We start from the raw sequence: 22,178 nt of genomic DNA, 5'->3' as shown, positions 1-22,178 counted from the left end.
CCCCGTGGGGCGCGGGTCAGACGGTGCGGGCCGTCGGGTCCCAGTCCGCCGGCAGCAGCTCGGCCGCCTCGACGGTGCTGGCCACGTCGACGAACCGGCGCTCGCGGATCGACTCGTCGACCGACTCCAGGACGTCGACGACGTGGTGGGCCAGCGCGCCCTGCACGCGGTGCGGGCGGCCCTCGCGCAGCGCGCGCGCCATCTCCAGCACGCCGGTGCCGCGCGTGGAGCGGGCCTTCGTGCTCGTCAGCAGCTCCCACTCCTCCGAGCCGCGGCGCGTGATGCGCACGTCCCCGTCGAAGTTGTTCGGGTCCGGCACCTGCAGGGTCGCCTCGGTGCCGCTGATCTCCACGAAGCCCTGCCGCTGCAGCTGCGAGTCGAAGCTGTAGGTGCTGTTGGCGCTCTGCCCGCTGCGGAACTGCGTCAGGACGCTGACGTGCGTGGGCACGGTCACCTCGAACGACTCCCCGGCCTTCGGGCCGGAGCCGATGACGCGGTTCTCCTGCGCCTTCGAGCCGAGCGCGGCGACGGAGGCCACGGGCCCGAACGCCTGCACCAGCGCGGTGACGTAGTAGGGACCGATGTCGAACAGCGGGCCCGCGCCGCGCTGGAACAGGAACGCGGGGTTCGGGTGCCACGCCTCGGGGCCGGGCTGCTGCATGAGCGTCAGCGCCGACAGGGGCACGCCGATGTCGCCGCGGCGGATCGCCGCGAGGGACTCCTGCAGCCCGGAACCCAGGAAGGTGTCGGGCGCGCAGCCCAGGCGCACCCCGGCGGCGGCGGCCTGCGCCAGCAGCGTCTCGCCGCCCGCGCGGTCCAGCGTCAGCGGCTTCTCGCTCCACACGTGCTTGCCGGCGGCGATGGCCGCCGAGGACACCTCGACGTGCGCCTGCGGGATCGTCAGGTTGACGACGATCTCCACGTCGGGGTGCTGCAGCACGGTGTCGATGCCGCCGTGCGAGGGCACGCCGTGCTCGGCGGCGCGCTTGGCGGCCGCCTCGGGGAACAGGTCGCCGATCGCGTGCACCTGCACGTCCGGGAAGGACGTGAGGTTCTCCAGGTAGGTGCCGGAGATGACGCCGGCGCCGATGACGCCGATGCCGACGGGACCGGTGCGGGGCTCGGGAGCGCTCACGCCTGCACCTGCCCGCCGGTGAGGTAGGCGTACCCGGCGGCGACGGCCTGCTCGAGGTCGCCGGAGGAGTCGTCGAGCTCGACGACGCCCAGCTCGACGTCCACCTCGGGGGAGGTGGCGGCGGCGAGGATGCCGGCGACGTCGACGCTGCCGGTGCCGAGGGCGACCTGGTTCTTCGTGTCGCGGGTGCCGTCGCCGTCCTTCAGGTGCACGGCGGCCACGCGGGTGCCCAGGCGGCGCAGCAGGGCGGGTACGTCCGCGACCCCGCCGACGTGCGCCCAGTAGGTGTCGACCTCCAGGACGACGGCGTCGTCGAGGGAGTCGGCCAGGACCTCCAGGGCGGTGCGCCCGCCGATGAGGTTCTCCAGCTCGAACCAGTGGTTGTGGTAGCCCACGCGCAGGCCGGCGTCGGCGGCGCGCGCGGCGGCGGCGTTCAGCTCGGCGGCCACGGCGGCCACGTCCTCGGCGGTCGTCCAGCGCGCCGGGTCGACGAACGGCTCGATGACGAGACCGGTGCCGGTGGCCGCGGCCGCGGCGAAGGTGGCGTCGAGGTCGACGGGGGAGGCCCCGGCGACGAGGGAGGTGTGGGCGCTGGGGGCGCTCAGCCCGTGCTTCGCCAGCAGCGGGGCCAGCTGCTCCGCGCGCTCGGCCAACCCGAACGGCTCCACCTGGGTGAAGCCGACGGCGGCCAGCCGTCCCAGCGTCGCGTCGGCGTCCGCGTCCAGCGCGTCGCGCAGCGTGTACAGCTGCACGGAGATGCGCCCGGGGTCGATGGTCTGCGTCACGTCGTCCTCTCACGTCCCGCGGGAACGTCCCGCTGCGGCACCGCCCGGGTGCCCGCGCCGCCGGCGGCGACGCTGACCCGAACCGGTTCAGCAACGGTACGGGCAGCCGTCTCCGGCGCGCCAGGGGCCCGGCCGGACTCACAGGTGGCCCCCGGCGGAGGGCCGTCCGGGAGCCGCGCCCGGCGGTACCGCCTAAGCTCACCGCGTGCCCGAGGCGCTGACCGACGAGGAGCTGCGGTTCCTGCAGGAGACCTTCGACCTGGCCCGCGAGGGCGCGACCGCGGAGCTGACCGCGCGCGTGGACGCGGGCGTGCCGGTGGACCTGACGAACTCGGTGGGGGACACCCTGCTGCTGCTGGCCGCCTACCACGTGCACGAGGACACCGTGCGGGCGCTGCTGGAGCGCGGCGCCGACCACGCCCGGGTCAACGACAAGGGGCAGACCGCGCTGGGGGCGGCGGTGTTCCGGCAGGCGCGCGGGGTCGTCGAGCTGCTGCTGGCCGCGGGTGCGGACCCGGCGCTGGGCCGGCAGTCCGGCCTGGCCGTCGCGCAGGTGTTCGACCTGCCGGAGATGGCGCAGCTGCTGCGCGGCGGCGGTCCCGCTCCCGACGGCCGCCCGAGCTCCTGAGCACCGCGGACGGCCGGCGCCCCGACGAGCACCCCGACGAGCGCGTCGTGGGCGTCGGCCCGTGGGAGGGCCCGTGGCCGGACGACCCGCGCTACGACCCCGAGCTGCTGCGCGACGGCGACCGCCGCAACGTCGTGGACCGCTACCGCTACTGGTCCAACGAGGCCGTCGTCGCCGACCTCGACACCCGCCGGCACCCCCTGCACGTGGCGGTGGAGAACCACCAGCACGACGCGAACATCGGCTCGATCGTGCGCACGGCCAACGCGGCGAACGTCGCCGGCGTGCACGTGGTCGGCGCGAAGCGCTGGAACCGGCGCGGTGCGATGGTCACCGACCGGTACCTGTCGGTGCACCACCACCCGGGCGCGGAGGCGCTGGCCGCGTGGGCCGCCGAGCGGGACCTGCCCCTGGTGGGCGTGGACAACGTCGAGGGCTCGGTGCCGCTGGAGACGTACGACCTGCCCCGCGGGTGCGTCCTGCTGTTCGGGCAGGAGGGGCCGGGCCTGAGCCCGGAGGCGCTCGCGCGCTGCCGCGCGGTGCTCGCGATCGGCCAGTACGGTTCGACGCGGTCGATCAACGTGGGCGCCGCGGCCGCCGTCGCGGTCCACGCCTGGGTGCGCCGGCACGTCTTCGGCCAGGTCCCGCACCCGCCCGCCTGACTTCCGCGGTGGAACACGAGCGGCGACGAGGCGCCGTACCGTCGCGCGCGAGACGGTCCTTGACGGCCCGAGAGGTTCCGGCGTAGAACTCGGGAGTCCTGCTCGACGACGAGAGAGCCCTCCCTGACATGACCTTCAGCCTCGCCGTCATCGGCGCCGGCCAGTTCGCCGGGTCCTTCACCAAGCTCTGGTCCCTGCACCCCGGCGTCGGCGACATCCACGTCACCGACCTCCTGCCCGAGCGCGCCGAGGCGCTCGTGGCCGAGCAGGGACTGGCCGGCACCCTGCCCTCGGTCGAGGACGTCCTGGCCTCCGACGTCGACGCGGTGGCGGTCTTCACCCAGCGCTGGACGCACGGGCCGCTCGTGGCCGCGGCCCTGGACGCCGGCAAGCACGTCTACTCCGCGGTCCCCATGGCGATCACGGCCGAGGAGGTCGCCGCGGTCGTCGAGCGCGTCGAGCGCACCGGCCTCGTCTACATGATGGGCGAGACCAGCTACTACAACCCGGCCGTCGTCTACGTGCGCCAGCGCCTGGCCGAGCTCGGCGACGTCTTCTACGCCGAGGGCGACTACGTCCACGACATGGACCTGGGCTTCTACGACGCCTACCGCTACTCCGGCGGCGAGGGGTGGAAGGCGACCGCCAGCTACCCGCCCATGCTCTACCCCACCCACGCCGTCGGCGGGGTCCTGGGCGCCCTGCCCACGCGCGCCACGAGCGTCAGCTGCATCGGCACCCCCGACCGGCGCGGCGACGGCGTCTTCGACCGCTCGGTGAGCATGTGGGACAACGACGTGTCCAACGCGACGGCGCTGTTCGAGCTGGCCGGTGGCGGCGCGATGCGCACCAACGAGTTCCGCCGCGTCGGCTACCCCTCGCACCTGAAGGAGTCGCGCTTCAGCTTCTTCGGCACCGAGGCCAGCTTCGAGCAGACCGCCCGCAGCAGCGTCTGGCAGGACAAGGAGCAGGTGCACGACGTCACCGACCACCTGCACGCCCGCTCCGGCTCCGCCGACGACCCGGCCCTGGCGGAGGTCTCCCCGGCGCTGCGCGCGGCGTTCACCTCCGGGTGCGCGCCCGTGCACGACCGCAGCCGCCTGCCCGCGGAGTTCGAGGGCGCGCGCAACGGCCACGAGGGCAGCCACCACTTCCTCGCCGACGACTTCGTCCGCTCGGTGACCGACGGGACGCTGCCGCCGGTCAACGCGTGGGTCGCGGCCCGCTTCACGCTGCCGGGCATCGTCGCCCACGAGTCGATGCGCCGCGGCGGCGAGCGCCTGCCGGTGCCCGACCACGGCGAGCCGCCCGCCCGCCGCTGAGCGCGCACGAGGCCCCGGACGCGTCGCGTCCGGGGCCTCGTGCGTGGCGGGGGGCGCTCAGCCCTCAGGGGTCCCTCAGGGGAGGACGAGCACCTGCCCGACGCGGATGTGCGCGGGGTTGGCGCCGATGGTGCCGCGGTTGGCGTCGTACAGGGCCGCCCAGCCGCCGGCCACGCCGTTGCGGGCCGCGATGCGGTACAGGGTGTCGCCGGGGGCGACGACGGCCGTGCGGCCACCGGGGGCCGCGGCGGGGGCGGCCTCGGCGGGCGCCGCCGCGGGGATCGGGGCGGGGGCGGACTCCCACACCGGCGCCGGCGGAGCCGGGTTCAGCAGGCGCTGCTCGGCGCCCACGGGGTCGGCCGCGCCGCGCAGGCCCAGCTTGCGCGAGCAGGAGGGCCAGGCGCGCCAGCCCTGCTTGGCCAGGACGCGCTCGGCGACGACGATCTGCTGCTCGCGGGTGGCCTGGTAGGCGTAGCGGGCGAACTGCCCGCCGCCGAAGCCGGACCACGTGCGGGGGCTGAACTGCAGGCCGCCGTGGTAGCCGTTGCCGGTGTTGATGGCCCAGTTGCCGCCGGACTCGCAGACGGCCAGGCGGTCCCACTCGGACTCGGGCGCGGCCGAGGCGGAGGAGACGGGGCCGACGAGGGCGGCACCGGCCGCACCGGCGGCGGCCGCGGCCAGCAGGGCGCGGCGCAGGGTGCGGGGGCGTGCGGGGGTGCGACGGGTCGCGGGCATGGCTGTCTACCTCCAACGCCTGCGAGGTGAGCTGTCGGGTTCGGGTCGAAGGTGGTTGACCCGGCCGCCCGTGGGCGGCTTCACCCCGAGGACTCCCGTCCGGCGGTGCCGGCCGGTCGTCCGAGGAACCATGGGTCCCCCGCTCCTGCCCGTCGGAGATCGTGAACCGGCGCGGTGGGCAGGACTCGGCGTGTCCGCGGCCGTGCCCCCGATCGCCTCGGGAGCGGAGCGACGGTAACAAGCCCGAGCGCTCCCGTACACCTCCCCGTGGCCCGATCGTGACCTGCGGGCCCGTCCACGGCGCGGACGGCGCAGCGCGGGGGCGGTGCGTGTGGTGCATCTCACGCAGCGCGAGGCCCCGGCGGGGCCGCGCGGCGGCCGCTCAGCTGTTGGCGAGCAGCTTGGCCACGGCCTCCTCGATGCGCGGGGTGAAGTCCCCCGCGCGCTCGCCCGGGCGCCCGCGCAGGGGCTCGCCGAAGGTCACCGACACCCGCGGGCGCCCCTTCGAGGGCCAGTTCTGCTTGGGGGGCATCGCCTCGTACGTGCCGCGCAGCGCGACCGGCACGACGGGCACCCCGGCCTCCAGCGCCAGGTAGGCCGCGCCCTTCTTGAACGGGCGCATCTCGCCGGTGTAGCTGCGCCCGCCCTCGGCGAAGATCACCAGGCTCCAGCCGTCGGCGAGCAGCTTCGAGGAGGCCTGGGCACCGCGGCCGCCGCGCCGCTCCAGCGGGAAGGTGCCGATGACCAGCCCCGAGGGGGCCGCGCGCCACCACACGTCGAAGAAGTAGTCCGCGGCCGCCGCCACGGCCACCCGCCGGCGCCGGCGCGGGCCCAGGGCGTCGAGGATGACGGGCGCGTCCAGGTGCGAGGAGTGGTTCGCCACGAGGACCGCGGGCCCGCCGATGGCGTCCAGGCGCTCGGCGCCGTGGACCTCCAGGCGCAGCTCGGCCGTCAGCAGGGGGTGCAGCACGGCGCGCTGCAGCGCCGAGCGCACGGCCGTGGCCGGGCCCGAGCGCACCCAGTCGTTGCGGTGCACGCGGTGCTGGTCGTCCCCGCCGGGGCCGCCCGGGGCGCCTCCGGGGGCGGCCGCACCGCGGCCGGGGAGCCTGCCGCGCAGCGCGGGCAGCACCCGCCGCCGCCCGCCGGCGGCCATCAGCGTGGTCGTGAGCGTCGTCATCGACGGACCTCCTCGCGCGCGGTGCCGGGCGCGTTCAGCAACGGTGACGGCAGCACCCGCGCATCCTCCCACGACCGGCGGGCACCGCCCCCGGACGGGCGCGCCGGTCAGCCGGTGCCGGTCAGTCGGTGCCGGTCAGTCGGTGCCGGCGAGCACCTGCTGCGGCACGCGCAGCCGCAGCGTCGGCGAGGTGGCCGCCCAGTCCGCCACCGGCCAGCGCGAGGCCCGCGCGACCCGGAACAGCGGGACGTCGGGGGAGACGGCCGTCGGGTTGCCGACGACCTTCAGCAGCGGCAGGTCGGAGTGGGAGTCGGCGTAGGCGTAGGAGGCCGCCAGGTCCGCGCCCTCGACCTCGGCGTAGCGGCGCAGCCAGGCCGCGCGCGCCTCGCCCACCAGCGGCGGGGAGGTCAGGAAGCCGGTGGCGCGGCGCACGCCGTCGGCGCCGACCTCCTCCTCCAGCTCGGTGCACACGACCTCGTCGAACAGCCCGGACAGCGGCCGCGTCACGGTGCGCACGTCGCCGGTCATGAGGACGGTGCGGTGGCCGGCGTCGCGGTGGGCCTGGATGCGCTTGAGGGCCTCGGAGCTGACGCGGTGCAGCAGCTTGGGCCCGTGCACGTCGTCGACGAAGCGCTCGAGCACGTCGAGGTCGACCCCGGCGTAGCCGCGGAACAGCGAGCGCAGGAAGCTGCCGCGGTCCTTGCGCTCGGCGGCGATCCAGCCGGGCAGGTTGCGCACCACGCGCCCGAACTCGGCCACCCGCGCGGGCGCGCCCAGCCCGGACAGGCGCAGCTCCAGGTAGGTGTCCACGACGGTGCCCGGCAGCAGGGTGCCGGCGAGGTCGAAGACCGCCAGGACGGGCGGGCCGCCGGGGGCGGCGGGCACCAGGTCGCGCGGGCCGGAGCGCTCGGCGGCCTTGCGGCGGGCGCGGATCTGCTCGTACTTGCGCATCTGCCCGGTGACGCTGGGGCAGTGGGTGTCCTCCCAGTACCGCTTCCAGTCGATGACGGAGGTGTCGAAGCCGAACTCCTCGACGTCGGCGGGGTCCAGCGACCGGTGCAGGGCCAGGGTGTTGTCGTCGACGAAGCGCAGCTCCGCCTCGGTGTACGCCTTGTACAGGTCCATGTAGCGGCGGGCGAACTCCACCTGGCGGCGGGTGCCGTCGATCTTGCGGGAGACCTGCCGCACCCGCTCCGAGCGCGGCGCCAGCGCCAGCGCCCGCTCCCCGGCGGCCGTCAGCAGCTCGCCGGCGCGGACCTTGCGCTCGACCTTGCCGACCCCGGGGAACTGCCACGTCGGCATGACCTCGGGGGAGGAGTCGAAGGGGTGCTGGACGAAGTAGTTGCGCACGTGGGTGTACAGGCCGCGGAAGGTGATGGGGTTCCGGTTGCCCGAGGACACGTGGTAGTACGCCGGCTGCGACAGCGGCGGCGGTGCGGCCGAGGCGGCGATGATCGCGTTGACGACGTGGTCGATCGGCACGACGTCGAGCACGGAGTCGGGGGCCGCCGGGAACTCGGTCAGCTCGCCCTTGCCGTAGGCCAGGATGATCGGCTCGGCCATCTTGAAGCCCTCGATCCACCCCGGGTGCGGGTGCTGCAGGGCCGACTCGACGATGCTGGGGCGCAGGATCGTCGTGGGGACGACGGGGGCCGCGACCTCCTCCACGAGGCGCTCGCCCATCGCCTTGGTGAACGTGTAGCAGTCCGTCCAGCCCAGGGTGCGGGCGCGCTCCTTGCCCGCGGCCTTCTGCTGCTCCACGACCCAGCGCACGCGCCGCTCCTCGGCGCCGGCGGCCACGCTCAGCGGCCCGGCGCGGCCGTGGTCGCGCTCGGCGGCGCGCAGGAACTCGCGCAGCCGCGGCTCCAGGCGCGAGTCCTCCTCGACGCGGGCGGCCAGCTGCAGCCCGGCGGTGGTCTCCTTGCGCCAGTCCACCTCGTGCTCGACGGCGCGCTCGGGGACGGCGCCGCGGCGGCGCCCGCCCACGTAGGCCGTCGACACGTGCACGTAGTGCACGGGGCGGCCCGAGGCGGCCGCGGCCTCCAGCGTGCGGTCGACCATCGCCTGCGTGCCCAGCACGTTGGTGGTGAACGCGTCCTGGATGAGCGGGTCGAAGGAGACGTCGCCCGCGCAGTGCACGACGACGTCGACGTCGGTGGGGAACTCCGGCACCGAGGCCAGGTCGCCCTCGAGGACCTCCACCCGCGTCTTCAGCAGGTCGTCGACGTCCCCGGCGGCCGCGAAGATCGGCTTGCGCAGCAGGGAGCGCACGCGGTCCTCACCGCTCTGACCGGGCTTGGGGCGCACGAGCACCACCACGCGGGTCCCCGGCAGGTCCACCAGCAGCCGTTGCACCAGCGCCTCACCGATGAAGCCGGTGACACCGGTCAGCAGGAGCCGCTTGCCGTCGAGCTGGTCAGCCAATCGCACCGGGCGATCCTGCCACGACCGCGGTCCCCGGCCCGAACGCCGACCGCCCGCGGACCCGGCGTCCTACCCTGCCCGCGTGGAGCTGGCGTGCTGGCAGACGGCGGGGGCGGCCGGGGAGCCGGGGGACCCCGCGGTGGTGGAGGCGAACCTCGCCGCGCTCGACGCCGCGGCCGCGGAGGCCGCCGCCGGCGGGGCGGACCTGCTCGTCACCCCCGAGATGGTCCTCACCGGGTACGCCGTGGGCCGGGAGGCGGTGCACCGCCTGGCCGCGCTGCCGCTGGCCGAGCGGGTCGCCGAGGTCGCCCGCCGCCACCGCCTGGCCGTGGTCGCCGGCCTGCCCGAGCTCGACGGCGGCGCCTGCTGGAACACCGCCCTGGCCGTCGGCGCCGACGGCGAGGTCCTGGCCCGGCACCGCAAGGCCCACCTGTTCGGCGAGCTGGACCGCGGCGTCTTCGCCCCCGGCGCCCGCCTGGTCACCACGTTCGACCTGCCCGGTCCCGAGCGGGTCCGCGTCGCGCTGCTGATCTGCTACGACGTGGAGTTCCCCGAGGCCGTGCGCGCCGCCGCGCTGGCCGGCGCCCACCTCGTCGCCGTGCCCACCGCGCAGATGGAGCCGTTCGCGTGGGTCGCCGAGGAGCTGGTCCGGGTGCGCGCGTGGGAGAACCAGCTGCACCTGGCCTACGTGGACCGCACCGGCGCCGAGGGCGACCTCGTCTACGTGGGCCGCAGCAGCGTCGTCGACCCCTCCGGCGCGGTCCTGGCGAGCGCCCGCGACGGCGAGGCCCTGCTGCGCGCCACCGTCGACCCGCGCCGGGTCGCCGCCGCGCAGCGGGCCAACCCCTACCTCGCCGACCGGCGCACCGACCTGTACTGAGGCGCGGTTCCCCGGGGAGGCTCACCGGCGCGTCCGACTCGACGACCGAGCGTGACGGGTCCACCATCTGGCGCGGACCACCCCACGGACCGCGAGGAGGCGGACGGTGCCCAGTCACACCCCCACGGAGCACGAGGCAGGACCAGGACCGCTGCGCCGGCGGCCCTCGCCGCGCTCGGTCGTCGTCTGGACCCTGGTGGCGCTCGCCGGCGCCACCTGCTGGACGGTGCTCGCCCTGGCGCGCGGCGAGGAGGTCAGCGCGCTGTGGATCCTGTTCGCGGCGCTGGCCTCCTACGCGATCGCCTACCGCTTCTACGCCCGGTTCATCACCTACCGGGTGCTGCGCGCCGACGACTCCCGCGCCACGCCGGCCGAGCGCCTGCACAACGGCGTCGACTACGAGGTCACCGACCGGCGCGTGCTGTTCGGGCACCACTTCGCCGCCATCGCCGGCGCCGGCCCGCTCGTCGGGCCCGTGCTCGCGGCGCAGATGGGCTACCTGCCCGGGACGATCTGGATCGTCGTCGGCGTCATCTTCGCCGGGGCCGTGCAGGACCTGACGGTCCTGTTCTTCTCGATGCGCCGCGACGGCAAGAGCCTGGGGCAGATGGTGCGCGAGGAGATCGGCCCGGTCGGCGGCGCCGCGGCCCTCGTCGCCGTGTTCGCCATCATGATCATCATCCTGGCGGTGCTGGCGCTCATCGTCGTCAACGCCCTCGCCGAGTCCCCGTGGGGCGTGTTCTCCATCGCCCTGACGATCCCCATCGCCCTGTTCATGGGCGTCTACCTGCGCTTCCTGCGGCCCGGCAAGGTGCTGGAGGCCACCGGGATCGGCGTCGTCCTGCTGCTGGCGGCCATCGTCGGCGGCGGCTACGTCGAGCAGCTGGGCCTGGCCGAGAGCCTGACCCTGAGCAAGGAGACGCTCGTCCTGGCGCTGGTGGCGTACGGGTTCGTCGCCTCGGTGCTGCCGGTGTGGCTGCTGCTGACCCCGCGCGACTACCTGTCGACGTTCATGAAGATCGGCGTCATCGTCCTGCTGGCCGCCAGCCTGCTCATCGCGCGGCCCGTGCTCGCCAACGACGCCGTGAGCTCCTTCGCCCGCGAGGGGAACGGCCCGGTCTTCGCCGGCTCGCTGTTCCCGTTCGTGTTCATCACCATCGCCTGCGGCGCCCTGTCGGGGTTCCACGCCCTCATCGCCTCCGGCACCACCCCGAAGATGGTCGCCAAGGAGCGGCAGGTCCGCCTCATCGGCTACGGCGGCATGCTCATGGAGAGCTTCGTCGCGATCAGCGCCCTCATCGCCGCCTCGGTCATCGACCAGGGCGTGTACTTCGCGATGAACTCCCCGGCCGGTGCCACCGGCGGCACCCCCGAGTCCGCCGCGCAGTTCCTGGCCGGCATCGGCATCAGCACCCCGCCGGAGGTCCTGACCGCCACCGCGCTGGCCGTGGAGGAGGAGGTGATCTCGCGCACGGGCGGGGCGCCGACCCTGGCCCTGGGCATCTCGCAGATCTTCGAGAGCGCCTTCGGCGGCGGCCTGCAGGCGTTCTGGTACCACTTCGCGATCATGTTCGAGGCGCTGTTCATCCTCACCGCCGTCGACGCCGGCACCCGCGTGGGCCGGTTCATGCTGCAGGACACCGTCGGCAACGTGTGGAAGCGCTTCGGGGACCTGTCGTGGCGGCCGGGCAACCTCGTCGCCAGCGCCGTCGTCGTCGCCGCCTGGGGCTACTTCCTGTACGCGGGCGTGACCGACCCGCTGGGCGGCATCAACCAGCTGTTCCCGCTGTTCGGCATCGCCAACCAGCTGCTGGCCGCCATCGCCCTGACGCTGGCCACGACGCTGCTCGTCAAGCACGGCCGCGCCCGCTACGCCTGGGTGACCGGCGTCCCGCTGGCCTGGGACCTCGTGGTGACCATGACGGCCAGCTGGCAGAAGGTGTTCTCCGACAACCCCGCCATCGGCTACTTCGCCCAGGCCGACCTGTACCGCGAGGCGCGCGACGCGGGCCGGGTCCTCGGCGCGGCGCAGGACGCCGGGCAGATGCAGCAGGTGATCACCAACTCCACCGTCAACGGCGTCCTGCAGTCCGTCTTCGCGCTGCTGGTGGTCGTCGTGGCCGTCAACGCGGCCGTCGTCGTGGTCCGCGCCCTGCGCGCCGGGTCGCTGCCGACCACCGAGGTGCCGGCCGTGCCCTCCCGCCTGCGCGAGCCGGCCGGTCTGCTGGCCACGGCCGAGGAGAAGCGGGAGCTGGCCGCGGGCGCGCGCGAGGAGGCCGTGCGGTGAGGGCGCTGCTGCGCGAGCTGCGCTGGTACCTGCACCAGGTGAGCGGGGAGGCGCGCTGGGAGGCCTACCTGGCCGGGTGCGCCGAGCACGGCCACCGGCCGCTGTCCCGCCGGGAGTTCGAGCGGCGCCGCGCCGACGCCCGCGCGGGTGCCGCGGGGGCCCGCTGCTGCTGAGACGACCCTGAGGGCCGTGTCTGGACAGCCGGTGGTGCGCCGGGCACGATCCGTGCATGGCTCGCTTCCGCGTCACCGTGCTCGGTCACCGGCCCGCCTCGCCCGCGCTGGGCGGCGCCGCGGTCTTCGAGACCGTCTCGCTGCGCGCGCCGGACGCCGCCGCGGCCCGCGACCTCGCCGTGCGCGGCGTGGAGCGGGCCGCGGGGCGGGCCGCCGCGGGTGCGCCGCCCGTGGCCGTCGACTCGGTGAGCGTGGAGCGGCTGCGCTTCGGCCGCGCGCCCGTCCTGGTGGCCGACCGCTGAGCCGCCCGTCCCCGCGCCGGACGCCGGTGCCCGCGTGAGCGGTGCCGGCCCGCACGGCGCCGCGATGAGCGAGGAGGAGTTCGAGGACGCCGTCGCCGACGCCCTCGACGAGATCCCCGCCGAGCTGGCGCGGCTGGTGGACAACGTCGTCGTCCTCGTGGCCGACGACCCCGAGCCGCCGCTGCCGCCGGACCTGCTGGGCCTCTACGAGGGCACCCCGCTCACCGAGCGCGGTTCCTGGTGGGCGGCCGGGTCGCTGCCCGACCGGATCACGGTGTTCCGCAACCCCACGCTGGCGGTGTGCGCCGACCGCGACGAGGTCGTCGAGGAGGTGCGCACGACGGTCGTGCACGAGGTGGCCCACCACTTCGGCATCGACGACGAGCGGCTGCACGAGCTGGGCTGGGGCTGACCCGCGCCCGTCCGCGCGGCCCGGGGAAGCCCGGCGGGCGGGCCCGCGTTGCACCGGCATGACCACGCAGGCCCCCGGCCGCACCCCCGGTTCCTTCGACGCCCTCAGCTTCGACCTGGCGCGCGGGGCCGTCGAGGAGCGCCGGTTCACCGAGGCGGTCTCCGCGCTGGAGCCGCTGCTGGAGCGCCACCCCGACGACCGCGCCCTGCGCGAGCTGCTGGCCCGCGCCTACTTCGGCGCCGCGATGCTCGCCAAGGCGGAGGCCCAGGCGCGCGAGCTGGTGCGCCGCAGCCCCTCCGACGGCTACGCGCACCTGCTGCTGTCGCGCTCCCTGGAGCGGCAGAGCCGGCACGCCGAGGCGCGCGGGCACCGCGTCATGGCGCACGTCCTGGGCGCCGGCGCCTGACGCCGCGGCGGCGCCCCGGCGCGCCGGTCAGACCAGCGCGACGAGGTCCTGCACCGAGTCCACGACGCGGTGGGGGCGGAACGGGAACCGCTCCACCTGCTCCCGCCGCGTCGACCCGGTGAGCACCAGGAACGTGCGCAGCCCCGCCTCGATGCCGGCCACGACGTCGGTGTCCATCCGGTCGCCGATCATCGCGGTCGTCTCCGAGTGCGCCTCGATGCGGTTCATCGCCGAGCGGAACATCATCGGGTTCGGCTTGCCGACGAAGTAGGGCTCGGCGCCCGTGGCCCGCGTGATGAGCGCCGCCACCGACCCCGTCGCGGGCAGCGACCCCTCCGCCGAGGGGCCCGTGGCGTCGGGGTTCGTCGCGATGAACCGCGCCCCGCCCTCGACCAGGCGGATCCCCCGGGTGATGGCCTCGAAGGAGTACGTGCGCGTCTCGCCGAGCACGACGTAGTCCGGGTCGCGGTCGGTCATGGTGAACCCCGCCTCGTGCAGGGCCGTCGTCAGGCCGGACTCGCCGATGACGTAGGCGGAACCGCCCGGCATCTGCCGCGCCAGGAAGTCGGCCGTGGCCAGCGCCGACGTCCAGATCGCCTCCTCGGGGACCGTGATGCCGCTGCGCGCCAGGCGCGCGGCGAGGTCGCGCGGGGTGAAGATCGAGTTGTTCGTCAGGACGAGGAACCGGCGGCCGGTGTCCACCAGCCGGGCCAGGAACTCCGCCGCGCCGGGCAGCGCGGCGTCCTCGTGGACGAGGACGCCGTCCATGTCGGTCAGCCAGCACTCGATGCCCTCGTGGGCCCCGTTCTCGCTCACCACAGCCTCCTCAGGCCGGTCCGTCGTCGAGACCCGCCAGGACCGTCGCCGACCCGGACAGCCCGAGCCGGGTGGCACCGGCGTCCAGCAGCGCGAGGGCGACCTCCGTGGTGCGGATGCCGCCGCTGGCCTTGATGCCCAGGCGCCCGCCGACGGCCGCGTGCATGACCTCCACGGCGTGGACGCTGGCCCCGCCGTCCGGGTGGAAGCCGGTGGACGTCTTGACGAAGTCGGCGCCGGCCTCCTCGGCCGCGCGGCACACGTCGGTCAGGACGCCGTCGGGCAGCGCGGCGGACTCGACGATGACCTTGAGCACGCCGGGGGCGGGCACGGCGGCGCGCACGGCGGCGATGTCGGCGCGCACGGCGTCCACGTCACCGGCCAGCGCGGCACCGACGTCGATGACCACGTCCACCTCGTCGGCGCCGGCGCGCACGGCCTCGGCGGCCTCGGCGGCCTTGACCGCGCTGGTGTGCTTGCCGGAGGGGAACCCGGCCACCGTGGCGACGACGAGGCCCTCGCCGTCGACGGCGTGCAGCATGTTCGGCGAGACGCACACGGCGAGGACGCCGAGCTCGCGGGCGGCGTCGCACAGCAGGCGCACGTCCTCGGCGGTGGCCTCGGGCTTGAGCAGCGTGTGGTCGACGAGGCGCGCGACGTCGGCGCGCGTGCGGACGGGGGACCCGGGGGCGCTCACGCGGGGGAGTCTGCCAGTCCCGCCGCCGGGTCGGTCAGGGGCGCGTCCGCGGCGACCAGGCGGTCGCGCCCGCCCGTCTTCGCGGCGTACAGGGCCTCGTCGGCGCGGTGCAGCAGGGCGGCGGGGTCCTCGGTGCCGTCCCAGCGGGCGACGCCGACCGAGCAGGTCTGCCCGTCGGGCACGACGGCGCGCAGGCCGTCCAGGCGGGCCAGGGCGGCGACGGCGTCCTGCCCGGGCGCGGACGGCAGCAGGACGGCGAACTCCTCCCCGCCCCAGCGGGCGAGGAACCCCTCGGCGCCCAGGTGCTCGGACCAGGCCGCGGTGGCCGCCTTGAGCAGCTCGTCGCCGGCCTGGTGGCCGCGGGTGTCGTTGTAGCGCTTGAACAGGTCGAGGTCGACGAGCGCGACGTGCAGGTCGCCGCCCTCGCGGCGGGCGCGCGCGCACGCCCGGGACAGCTCGTGGTCCCACGTGCGGCGGTTGGCGATCCCGGTGAGGGGGTCGGTGCGGGCCAGCGCGGCCAGCTGCACGGCCTGGCTGCGCACCTGCTGCAGCAGGTCGTGCACGCGGGCGACGACCAGGCACACCAGCGCCACGGACCCCGCGGCCAGCCACGCGGTGGGCGTGGGGCGCCCCGTCACGGCCAGGGCGCCGAGGACGCCGGAGGGCAGGACGGCCGCCAGGGCGAGCAGCACCAGCCGCCCGACGGTCAGGCCGCCGCCGCCGTCGGGCTTCTTCTCCGCCAGCGTCGGCGCCGAGGCGGTGCACGCGGCGACCGCGCTGCCGACGTAGAACAGCTGCCACAGCCCGTTCATCAGCCGCGTCGTGGTGCTGCCGCCGTCGCCGAACTGCTGGAAGGTCATGAGCACGTCGGCGGTCACGGTGCAGGTGATGCCGCCCGTGAGCCACCAGAACGCCGCGGTGCGCGCGCCCGGGCCGGTGACCATCCGCGCGAGCAGGAAGATCCACAGGACGTCCGCGACGGGGTAGACGGTCGCCACGAGGCGGGTCAGGAGCGGCTGGGTGCTGTCGGCGGCGGCGGGCAGGGCCACGAAGACGCCGAAGAGCACGGCGGCGCTGAGGGTCAGCACGGCCGCGTCGAGCAGGTCGCCGCGCCGCCCGCCCCCGCCGCGCTGCCGGTTCAGCCCGAGCAGGCCGACCGTCACCGGCAGGTAGGCCAGCAGGTAGACGGCGTCGGCCGGGGTCGGCCACGCGTCGTTGCCGCGCAGCTCCAGCGCCGTGAGCAGGGACTCGCCCAGCAGGTACAGGCCCTGGGCGCCCAGCAGCCACCGCCACGGCCCGCGCCGGGTGCGGGGCACGCGGTGGACGGCGACGGCCATGAGGACCGTGGCCGCCAGCACCGGCACCAGGTAGGCGAGGGCTCCCGCCGTCGTCCCGGGCGTGACCACCGCGGCCAGCGGCACGGTCAGCACGGTCAGCGCCGCGGCCGCGAGCAGCCCGCGCGGTGCGGCGGCCGGTGCGGCGGCGCTCCCGGCGCGGTCGGTGCTCACGAGGTCCCCTTCGGCAGGGCCGGCGCCCCGCTGGAGCCCGGGCGCGCCGCCGGCGGCCGCCGTCACCGGTCCGGAGCAGCGCCCCGGCGCGGCGTTAGGCTCTCCCGGTGGCGACCACGACTGCGAGCGAGACCCCGGGCACGACCGCGACGGCCGGTGCGCAGAGCACCCGCCGGCGCCTGACGGGCTGGGGGCGCACCGCGCCGACGACGGCGACGGTCCTGCGCACGGGCGACGTGGACGTCATCGCCGAGGCCGTGCGCACGGCCGGCCCGCGCGGCGTCATCGCGCGCGGCCTGGGCCGCAGCTACGGCGACCCGGCGCAGAACGCCGGCGGCCTCGTCGTCGACATGACGGGCCTGTCGCGCATCCACCGCATCGACGTCGACGGGGCCTTCGCCGACGTGGACGCCGGGGTGTCGCTGGACACGCTGCTGCGCGCGGTCGTCCCGCACGGGCTGTGGGTGCCGGTCCTGCCGGGCACCCGCCAGGTGACGGTCGGCGGCGCGATCGGCGCGGACATCCACGGCGGCAACCACCACACGCAGGGCACCTTCACCCGGCACGTGCTGTCGATGGACCTGCTCACCGCCGACGGCGAGGTCCGCACCCTGACGCCCGACGGCCCGGAGCGCGAGCTGTTCCTGGCCACCACGGGCGGCATGGGCCTGACGGGCATCGTGCTGCGCGCGCGCATCCGTCTGGACCGGGTGGAGACCTCGTACTTCATCGCCGACGTCGAGCAGGCCCCCGACTTCGACGACATGCTCTCGCGGCTGCAGAAGAACGACGAGAACTACACGTACTCCAAGACGTGGTTCGACTCCGTCACGACGGGCGAGCACATGGGCCGCGGCTTCCTGCTGCGCGGGTCCTCGGCGAAGCTGGAGGACCTGCCGAAGAAGCTGCGCAAGGACCCGCTGAAGTTCGACGCGCCGCAGCTGGCGAGCTTCCCGGACCTGTTCCCGCCGGGGATGCTGAACCGGCTGACGGCCAAGGCGCTGAACGAGTTCTACTACCGCAAGGCGAAGACGCAGCAGGGCGTCGTGCAGAACATCACGCAGTTCTACCACCTGCTCGACCTGTTCGCGGACTGGAACCGCGCCTACGGCCCGCACGGGTTCCTGCAGTACCAGTTCGTCGTGCCGTTCGAGCGCACGGACCTGCTGCGCCGCAGCATGGAGACGATCGTGGAGTCCGGGCACATCTCCGCCCTGAACGTCCTCAAGCGCTTCGGCCCGGGCAACGACGCGCCCCTGTCCTTCCCGCAGGAGGGGTGGACGCTGGCGGTGGACCTGCCGGTGCGCAAGGGCCTGGCCGAGCTGTGCGACACCCTCGACGAGATGGTGCTGGAGGCCGGCGGCCGCCTGTACCTGGCGAAGGACTCGCGCACCACGGCCGACCGGTTCGCGCGCATGTACCCGGACCTGCCGGCCTGGCGGAAGGTCCGCGACGCCGTGGACCCCGAGCGCACGTTCGCCTCCGACCAGTCCCGCCGCCTGGACCTCGTCACCGGCTGAGGACAGCGGCGGGGGTGCCGGGGTGGCGCTGCTGGACGTGACGGTGCCGCTCGTACCCGGGCGCACGCCGGTCTGGCCCGGCGACCCGGATCTCGTCGTGCGCCGGGTGCTCTCGCGCGCGGCGGGCGACGTCGCGGAGGTGTCGCTGCTGTCGTGCTCGACGCACTGCGGCACCCACGTGGACGCCCCGGCGCACCTCCTCGACGGCGGCGGCGGCGTGGACGCCCTGCCGCTGGAGGTCCTGGTGGGCCCGTGCGTCGTGGTGGACGTGCGCGAGGACCCGCGCGGCCTGGACGCCGCCGGCGTCGCGGGCCTCGGCCTGCCGGCCGGGACGGCGCGGGTGCTGCTGCGCTCGCGCGGCGCGCGCTCGTGGGACGCGCCCGGCCCGGCGCTCACCCCGGACGGCGCGCGGGCGCTGCTGGCGCGCGGGGTGCGCCTGGTCGGCGTCGACCGGCTGTCCGTCGACGCCGACGACGACGCCGACGGCGCCCTGCCCGTGCACGAGGTCCTGCTGGGCGCCGGCGCCGTCGTCGTGGAGGCGCTGGAGCTGGGCGCCGTCGCCCCGGGCGCCTACGAGCTGCTGTGCCTGCCGCTGCTGCTGCCGGGCTGCGACGGCGCCCCCGCCCGCGTCCTGCTGCGCACCGGGGGGAGCTGACGTGGCGGCGGACGCGCAGGGACCGCCGGCCCGCCGCGGGCCGCTGTGGTGGGCGGCGGTCGCCGTCGCGGTCGCCGCCCACCTCCTCGTCGGCCTGCTGGTGTTCGCCTCCGGCCTGCTGGCGCCCCTGTGGGCGGTCGTGCTGCTGGGCCTGGTGTGGTGGGCCGCGCTCGCGCTGGGCGTGCGCTGGGTGCGCCGGGGCGCCTGGTGGTTCCTGCTGGTGCCGCCGGTGGTGCTGCTGGTCTGGTTCACCGCGGTCAGCGCGGGCGAGGCCCTGCTGGGCTGGACGGCCTGAGCGCGCCGGTCAGCCGTTCCAGTCGACCAGCTGCACGACGACGCCGTTGGGGTCGCGGACCTGGAAGGCCCGCTCGCCCCACTCCTCGACGGTCAGCGGCATGGTGATGGCGACGCCCTCGCGCTGCAGGCGGGCCAGCTCGCCCTCGAGGTCGTCGACGACGAGCGCGACGATGACGCCCTGCGCGCGCTCGTCGCGCTGGTCGGCCGGCAGGGTGGCCAGCCCCCGGCGCAGGTAGACGACGGAGGCGCCGGTGTCGGGGCGCGACAGGCTGGCGAAGCCGTCGGCGGCCATCTGCTCCGCGAAGCCGAAGTGCCGCTGCAGGAAGGCGCTGGACGCCGCGGGGTCGTCGACGGTGAGGGAGACGGCGGTGGCGGTGACGTGCACGGGACCTCCTCGGTCGGCGCCGCGCGCACGCGCTGGACCGCGTACGCTGTACGACGTAGAGGGGTCAACGCGCGGCGGGCCAGGATGTTCCCGTGACCGCGGACCGCACCGGCGCCGGCGACCCCGCCCGCACGCTGGCCCTGCTGTGGCGGGACCCGGACGCGGTGCCCCGCCGCGGCCCGCGCCGCTCGCTGGACCTCGACGACGTCGTCGCCGCGGCCACCGCGCTCGCCGACGAGCACGGCCTGGCGGCGCTGTCGATGCGCCGGGTCGCCGAGCGCCTGGGCGTGGGCGCGATGTCGCTCTACACCTACGTCGCCGACCGCGCCGAGCTGCTCGACCTCCTCGTCGACGCCGCCCTGGCCGCCGCGCCCCGCGAGGACACCACCGGCCGCCCCTGGCGCGAGCGCGTGGCCGCGCTCGCCGAGGACGAGCGCCGGCTGTTCGACGCCCACCCGTGGCTGGCGGAGGTGTCCACGCTGCGTCCGCCCCTGGGGCCCGGGCAGACCGCCGCCTACGAGCACCAGCTGGCCGCCTTCGACGGCACCGGCCTGGACGACGTGACGGTCGACGCGTGCTTGACCCACCTGCTCGTCGTCGTGCGCGCCTGCGCCCGCGACGCCGCCGCCGCCCGCGCCGCCGCGCGCGCCGACGGCACCGACGAGCAGTGGTGGGAGCGCGCCGGCCCGCTGCTGGCGCGCGTCCTGGACCCGGCGCGCTACCCGCGGGCCGTGCGCGTCGGCGCCGCCGCCGGTGCCGCCCACGGCAGCGCCCACGACCCCGGCCACGCGCACCGCTTCGGCGTCGAGCGCGTCCTCGACGGCGTCGCCGCGCTCGTCGAGGACGCCCGGCCCGTCCGGCACCGATGAGTCCGGGCCGCGCGCCCGGTCCACCCCGCGAGACCACCGCACGACACCACCGCGCTCGACGACACCGCACCACCGCACCGGGAGGCACCACCGTGGGACGCATCGCCGCCAACCTGTTCACGACGCTCGACGGCTCCGCCGAGCGCCCCGACCGCTGGCACTTCCCCTACTTCGACGACGCGATGGGGCAGGCCGTGGACCGGCACACCTCCCGCTGCGACGCCTACCTCATGGGCCGCGTCCTGTACGAGCAGTGGGCGCAGTACTGGCCGGCCAACGAGGAGGACGACTTCCGCCTGTTCATCAACCCCGTCCGCAAGTACGTGCTGTCCAGCACGCTGGGCGAGGCGACCTGGGAGGGCACCACGGTGCTGCGCTCCCTGGACGACGTGCGCCGCGTGCGCGAGGAGACCGACGGCACCATCGGGATGTCCGGCAGCCTGACGACGGTCCGCTCCCTGCTCGGCGCCGGCCTGCTCGACGAGCTGGACCTGCTGGTCGACCCCGTCGTCGTCTCCGGCGAGCGCCGCTGGACCGACGAGCTGGACCGGGTCCCGCTGGAGCTGGTGTCCTCCGAGGCGCTGCCGGCCGGGGCCCTGCACCTGGTGTACCGGCCGGTGCCGGCGTGAGCGGCGGGGGCGAGCCGCAGCTGGTCGTCCTCGCCCCCGCCCGGGCCGCCGTGGTGCGCGGGCGGGTGGCCCCGGACGCGCTGCGGGAGTTCTTCGACACCTCGTTCGCGGCGCTGGCGGAGCAGTTGCGCGCGCAGGGCGCGCGGCCCGTCGCCGCGGCGCACGCCCTGTACCGCGACCTCGCCGCCGACGCCTGGGACCTGGAGGTGGGGTTCGCGGTGGACCGTCCCGTGCGCGCCGCGGGGGGCGTCGGGCCGGGGTCGCTGCCCGGCGGTCGCGCGGTCACGTGCGTGCACACCGGCGGCTACGACGGGCTGGGCGCCTCGTGGGAGCGGCTGCGGGGGTGGGTGGGGGAGCGAGGGCTCACGGCCGCACCGGAGTTCTGGGAGGTGTACCTGACCGAACCGGGCCCGGACGTCGACCCCGCGCTCCTGCGCACGCAGCTGGTCCAGCCCGTGGCGGGCTGACCGGCGTCAGCCCAGGTGCTCGACCACCACCCGCGCCGCCCCGGCGACGAGCGCGGGGTCGGGTTCCGCGTCGACGTCGGGGCGGTCGGTGAGCACGGCCAGGACCCACGGGGCGCGGTCGCCGGGCGGGTGCACCACGGCGACGTCGTTGAGGTTGCCGTAGTCGCCCGACCGGCCGGTCTTGTCGCCGACGACCCAGCCGTCCGGGACGCCGGCGCGGACCATCTCGTCGCCGGTCTCGTTGCCGCGCAACCACTCCAGCAGCTGCGCGCGGTCCCCGTCGTCGAGGGCGCCGCCCAGCGCGTACGCCCGCAGGGCCTCCGCCAGCGCCCGCGGGGTGCTGGTGTTCGCGACCTGCCCGGGCACGACGTCGTTGAGCGCCGGTTCGACGTCCTCCACCTCGGTGGTCGCGTCCCCCAGCGCGCGCAGGTCCGCCTCCAGGCCGGCCGGGCCGCCCAGGCGCTCCAGCAGGACGTTCGCCGCGGTGTTGTCGCTGACGGTCACCGCGGCCCGGGCCACCTCGCGCAGCGGCAGGCCGTCGCGGGTGCGCCGCTCGGTGACGGGGGAGTGGGGCACGAGGTCCGCCTCGTCCCAGGTCACCACCGCGTCCAGCTCCTCGTCCGTCGTCGCGGCCAGCACGGCCCCGGCGGCGAGCGCCTTGACCGTCGAGGCGAACGCGAACCGCTCGTCGGCCCGGTGGGCCAGGACGCGCCCGGACCCGGTGTCGAGCGCGAACAGGCCCAGGCGGGCGTCGAACTCCTCCTCCAGCGCCGCGAACCGCTCCTGCGCGGCGGCGTCGTCCGGGGTCGCGTCCGGGGTCGCGGGCGGGGTCGCCGGTGCCGTGCTGCTCGTCGTGGCGGGCGCGCTGGTCGCCGGCTCGCCGTCCGGGACCGCGGCGCCGCACCCGGCCAGGACGAGGACCAGCGCGGCCGGTACCAGGGCGGCGGGCTTCGGGACGGCGGGGCTGGGCGGACGTCGCACGGGACGCACTCTGCCCGGTCCCCCCC

The 22,178-nt window shown here is 75.9% G+C and carries 25 protein-coding genes and 1 riboswitch; of the genes, 15 read left to right on the top strand and 10 right to left on the bottom strand.

Translation table 11 applies throughout. The features are described from left to right. Positions 1 to 16: 16 nt before the first annotated feature. Entirely contained in the window at positions 17 to 1,135 is a 1,119-nt protein-coding gene (locus tag AB8M62_RS11375; RefSeq protein WP_369056039.1) for a Gfo/Idh/MocA family protein, read from the bottom strand. Continuing rightward, positions 1,132 to 1,920 (bottom strand): sugar phosphate isomerase/epimerase family protein, encoded by a 789-nt coding sequence (locus tag AB8M62_RS11370; protein WP_369069631.1) that lies wholly within the window; start codon positions 1,918 to 1,920, stop codon positions 1,132 to 1,134. The genes AB8M62_RS11375 and AB8M62_RS11370 overlap by 4 nt, the downstream gene beginning before the upstream one ends. 205 nt (positions 1,921 to 2,125) lie before the next feature. On the opposite strand from AB8M62_RS11370, the gene AB8M62_RS11365 reads away from it, so the two are divergent. The 3 genes from AB8M62_RS11365 to AB8M62_RS11355 all read left to right on the top strand — a co-directional run bounded on the left by AB8M62_RS11365 (position 2,126) and on the right by AB8M62_RS11355 (position 4,532). Beyond that, positions 2,126 to 2,548, top strand: coding sequence for an ankyrin repeat domain-containing protein (locus AB8M62_RS11365; RefSeq protein ID WP_369069630.1), 423 nt, complete (start codon positions 2,126 to 2,128; stop codon positions 2,546 to 2,548). Next, positions 2,545 to 3,210 (top strand): TrmH family RNA methyltransferase, encoded by a 666-nt coding sequence (locus AB8M62_RS11360; protein ID WP_369069669.1) that lies wholly within the window; start codon positions 2,545 to 2,547, stop codon positions 3,208 to 3,210. The genes AB8M62_RS11365 and AB8M62_RS11360 overlap by 4 nt, the downstream gene beginning before the upstream one ends. Positions 3,211 to 3,338: 128 nt before the next feature. Next, the gene (locus AB8M62_RS11355) at positions 3,339 to 4,532 is read left to right on the top strand and encodes a Gfo/Idh/MocA family protein (RefSeq protein ID WP_369069629.1); all 1,194 of its coding nucleotides are present in this window, start codon (positions 3,339 to 3,341) and stop codon (positions 4,530 to 4,532) included. A 75-nt stretch (positions 4,533 to 4,607) separates the two neighbouring features. On the opposite strand, the gene AB8M62_RS11350 is transcribed toward AB8M62_RS11355, so the two are convergent. The 3 genes from AB8M62_RS11350 to AB8M62_RS11340 form a co-directional block, all read right to left on the bottom strand. Beyond that, complete coding sequence (locus tag AB8M62_RS11350) at positions 4,608 to 5,267, bottom strand: LysM peptidoglycan-binding domain-containing protein (protein ID WP_369056035.1); 660 nt, start codon at positions 5,265 to 5,267, stop codon at positions 4,608 to 4,610. Position 5,268: 1 nt separating this feature from the next. Beyond that, positions 5,269 to 5,449: riboswitch (cyclic di-AMP (ydaO/yuaA leader) on the bottom strand. Positions 5,450 to 5,649: 200 nt separating this feature from the next. Beyond that, the gene (locus tag AB8M62_RS11345) at positions 5,650 to 6,444 is read right to left on the bottom strand and encodes a lysophospholipid acyltransferase family protein (RefSeq protein WP_369056034.1); all 795 of its coding nucleotides are present in this window, start codon (positions 6,442 to 6,444) and stop codon (positions 5,650 to 5,652) included. A gap of 135 nt (positions 6,445 to 6,579) precedes the next feature. Beyond that, positions 6,580 to 8,874: an SDR family oxidoreductase gene (locus AB8M62_RS11340; RefSeq protein ID WP_369069628.1), complete on the bottom strand. Its 2,295-nt coding sequence runs from the start codon at positions 8,872 to 8,874 to the stop codon at positions 6,580 to 6,582. 76 nt (positions 8,875 to 8,950) lie between these two features. On the opposite strand from AB8M62_RS11340, the gene AB8M62_RS11335 reads away from it, so the two are divergent. From AB8M62_RS11335 to AB8M62_RS11310, 6 genes are all read left to right on the top strand, one after another. Beyond that, positions 8,951 to 9,748 carry a nitrilase-related carbon-nitrogen hydrolase gene (locus tag AB8M62_RS11335; RefSeq protein WP_369056032.1) on the top strand — a complete coding sequence of 266 codons (798 nt, stop codon included), beginning with the start codon at positions 8,951 to 8,953 and terminating at the stop codon, positions 9,746 to 9,748. A gap of 106 nt (positions 9,749 to 9,854) precedes the next feature. After that, entirely contained in the window at positions 9,855 to 12,035 is a 2,181-nt protein-coding gene (locus AB8M62_RS11330; protein ID WP_373694918.1) for a carbon starvation CstA family protein, read from the top strand. Continuing rightward, positions 12,032 to 12,208 carry a CstA-like transporter-associated (seleno)protein gene (locus tag AB8M62_RS11325; RefSeq protein ID WP_369056031.1) on the top strand — a complete coding sequence of 59 codons (177 nt, stop codon included), beginning with the start codon at positions 12,032 to 12,034 and terminating at the stop codon, positions 12,206 to 12,208. Before AB8M62_RS11330 ends, AB8M62_RS11325 begins: the two co-directional genes overlap by 4 nt. A 56-nt stretch (positions 12,209 to 12,264) precedes the next feature. Then, on the top strand, positions 12,265 to 12,510 hold the full coding sequence (locus tag AB8M62_RS11320) for a hypothetical protein (RefSeq protein ID WP_369056030.1): 246 nt from the start codon (positions 12,265 to 12,267) through the stop codon (positions 12,508 to 12,510). 64 nt (positions 12,511 to 12,574) lie between these two features. Beyond that, on the top strand, positions 12,575 to 12,922 hold the full coding sequence (locus tag AB8M62_RS11315; protein ID WP_369056061.1) for a metallopeptidase family protein: 348 nt from the start codon (positions 12,575 to 12,577) through the stop codon (positions 12,920 to 12,922). Positions 12,923 to 12,980: 58 nt separating this feature from the next. Next, entirely contained in the window at positions 12,981 to 13,328 is a 348-nt protein-coding gene (locus AB8M62_RS11310) for a tetratricopeptide repeat protein (RefSeq protein ID WP_369056029.1), read from the top strand. A 27-nt stretch (positions 13,329 to 13,355) separates the two neighbouring features. Here AB8M62_RS11310 and AB8M62_RS11305 read toward each other — a convergent pair whose 3' ends face one another. Genes AB8M62_RS11305 through AB8M62_RS11295 form a run of 3 tightly spaced genes read right to left on the bottom strand, consistent with a single transcriptional unit; the run spans position 13,356 to position 16,349 of the window. Then, positions 13,356 to 14,096 (bottom strand): HAD-IIA family hydrolase, encoded by a 741-nt coding sequence (locus AB8M62_RS11305; RefSeq protein ID WP_369056060.1) that lies wholly within the window; start codon positions 14,094 to 14,096, stop codon positions 13,356 to 13,358. Positions 14,097 to 14,154: 58 nt separating this feature from the next. Then, positions 14,155 to 14,841, bottom strand: a complete 687-nt coding sequence (gene deoC, locus AB8M62_RS11300; RefSeq protein WP_369056028.1) for a deoxyribose-phosphate aldolase — start codon at positions 14,839 to 14,841, stop codon at positions 14,155 to 14,157. Then, complete coding sequence (locus AB8M62_RS11295; protein ID WP_369069626.1) at positions 14,838 to 16,349, bottom strand: GGDEF domain-containing protein; 1,512 nt, start codon at positions 16,347 to 16,349, stop codon at positions 14,838 to 14,840. Before AB8M62_RS11295 ends, deoC begins: the two co-directional genes overlap by 4 nt. 107 nt (positions 16,350 to 16,456) lie before the next feature. Here AB8M62_RS11295 and dprE1 point away from each other — a divergent pair, with 107 nt between their 5' ends. Genes dprE1 through AB8M62_RS11280 form a run of 3 tightly spaced genes read left to right on the top strand, consistent with a single transcriptional unit; the run spans position 16,457 to position 18,819 of the window. Further along, the gene (dprE1, locus tag AB8M62_RS11290; protein WP_373694917.1) at positions 16,457 to 17,869 is read left to right on the top strand and encodes a decaprenylphosphoryl-beta-D-ribose oxidase; all 1,413 of its coding nucleotides are present in this window, start codon (positions 16,457 to 16,459) and stop codon (positions 17,867 to 17,869) included. A 22-nt stretch (positions 17,870 to 17,891) separates the two neighbouring features. Beyond that, positions 17,892 to 18,524: a cyclase family protein gene (locus AB8M62_RS11285; RefSeq protein WP_369069624.1), complete on the top strand. Its 633-nt coding sequence runs from the start codon at positions 17,892 to 17,894 to the stop codon at positions 18,522 to 18,524. Between the two features lies 1 nt (position 18,525). Further along, positions 18,526 to 18,819, top strand: coding sequence for a hypothetical protein (locus tag AB8M62_RS11280; protein ID WP_369069623.1), 294 nt, complete (start codon positions 18,526 to 18,528; stop codon positions 18,817 to 18,819). A 9-nt stretch (positions 18,820 to 18,828) separates the two neighbouring features. Here AB8M62_RS11280 and AB8M62_RS11275 read toward each other — a convergent pair whose 3' ends face one another. After that, positions 18,829 to 19,206, bottom strand: coding sequence for a VOC family protein (locus tag AB8M62_RS11275; RefSeq protein WP_369056024.1), 378 nt, complete (start codon positions 19,204 to 19,206; stop codon positions 18,829 to 18,831). 92 nt (positions 19,207 to 19,298) lie between these two features. Between AB8M62_RS11275 and AB8M62_RS11270 the strand changes: the two genes are divergently transcribed. The 3 genes from AB8M62_RS11270 (at position 19,299) to AB8M62_RS11260 (ending at position 21,171) form a co-directional block, all read left to right on the top strand. After that, positions 19,299 to 20,075: a TetR/AcrR family transcriptional regulator gene (locus AB8M62_RS11270; RefSeq protein ID WP_369056023.1), complete on the top strand. Its 777-nt coding sequence runs from the start codon at positions 19,299 to 19,301 to the stop codon at positions 20,073 to 20,075. A gap of 92 nt (positions 20,076 to 20,167) precedes the next feature. Further along, complete coding sequence (locus AB8M62_RS11265; RefSeq protein WP_369056022.1) at positions 20,168 to 20,704, top strand: dihydrofolate reductase family protein; 537 nt, start codon at positions 20,168 to 20,170, stop codon at positions 20,702 to 20,704. Then, positions 20,701 to 21,171 carry a GyrI-like domain-containing protein gene (locus tag AB8M62_RS11260; RefSeq protein ID WP_369056021.1) on the top strand — a complete coding sequence of 157 codons (471 nt, stop codon included), beginning with the start codon at positions 20,701 to 20,703 and terminating at the stop codon, positions 21,169 to 21,171. The genes AB8M62_RS11265 and AB8M62_RS11260 overlap by 4 nt, the downstream gene beginning before the upstream one ends. Positions 21,172 to 21,177: 6 nt before the next feature. Here the strand turns inward: AB8M62_RS11260 and bla are convergent, their stop codons facing one another. Further along, a complete protein-coding gene (gene bla, locus AB8M62_RS11255) occupies positions 21,178 to 22,152 on the bottom strand; it encodes a class A beta-lactamase (protein WP_369069622.1) in 975 nt (324 codons plus the stop codon). Between the last annotated feature and the right edge of the window lie 26 nt (positions 22,153 to 22,178).

Source organism: Kineococcus terrestris (genome assembly GCF_041020755.1).
Lineage (GTDB): Bacteria > Actinomycetota > Actinomycetes > Actinomycetales > Kineococcaceae > Kineococcus > Kineococcus terrestris.
The sequence above is the reverse complement of the archived record's forward strand: the minus strand, read 5'-3'. Positions and strand labels throughout refer to the sequence as shown.

Excerpts from the sequence above, each read along its gene's own strand:
- AB8M62_RS11355 (WP_369069629.1), top strand. The coding sequence starts at position 3,339 with ATGACCTTCAGCCTCGCCGTCATCGGCGCCGGCCAGTTCGCCGGGTCC.
- AB8M62_RS11350 (WP_369056035.1), bottom strand. The coding sequence starts at position 5,267 with ATGCCCGCGACCCGTCGCACCCCCGCACGCCCCCGCACCCTGCGCCGC.
- AB8M62_RS11345 (WP_369056034.1), bottom strand. The coding sequence starts at position 6,444 with ATGACGACGCTCACGACCACGCTGATGGCCGCCGGCGGGCGGCGGCGG.
- AB8M62_RS11320 (WP_369056030.1), top strand. The coding sequence starts at position 12,265 with ATGGCTCGCTTCCGCGTCACCGTGCTCGGTCACCGGCCCGCCTCGCCC.
- AB8M62_RS11315 (WP_369056061.1), top strand. The coding sequence starts at position 12,575 with ATGAGCGAGGAGGAGTTCGAGGACGCCGTCGCCGACGCCCTCGACGAG.
- AB8M62_RS11310 (WP_369056029.1), top strand. The coding sequence starts at position 12,981 with ATGACCACGCAGGCCCCCGGCCGCACCCCCGGTTCCTTCGACGCCCTC.
- AB8M62_RS11305 (WP_369056060.1), bottom strand. The coding sequence starts at position 14,096 with ATGGACGGCGTCCTCGTCCACGAGGACGCCGCGCTGCCCGGCGCGGCG.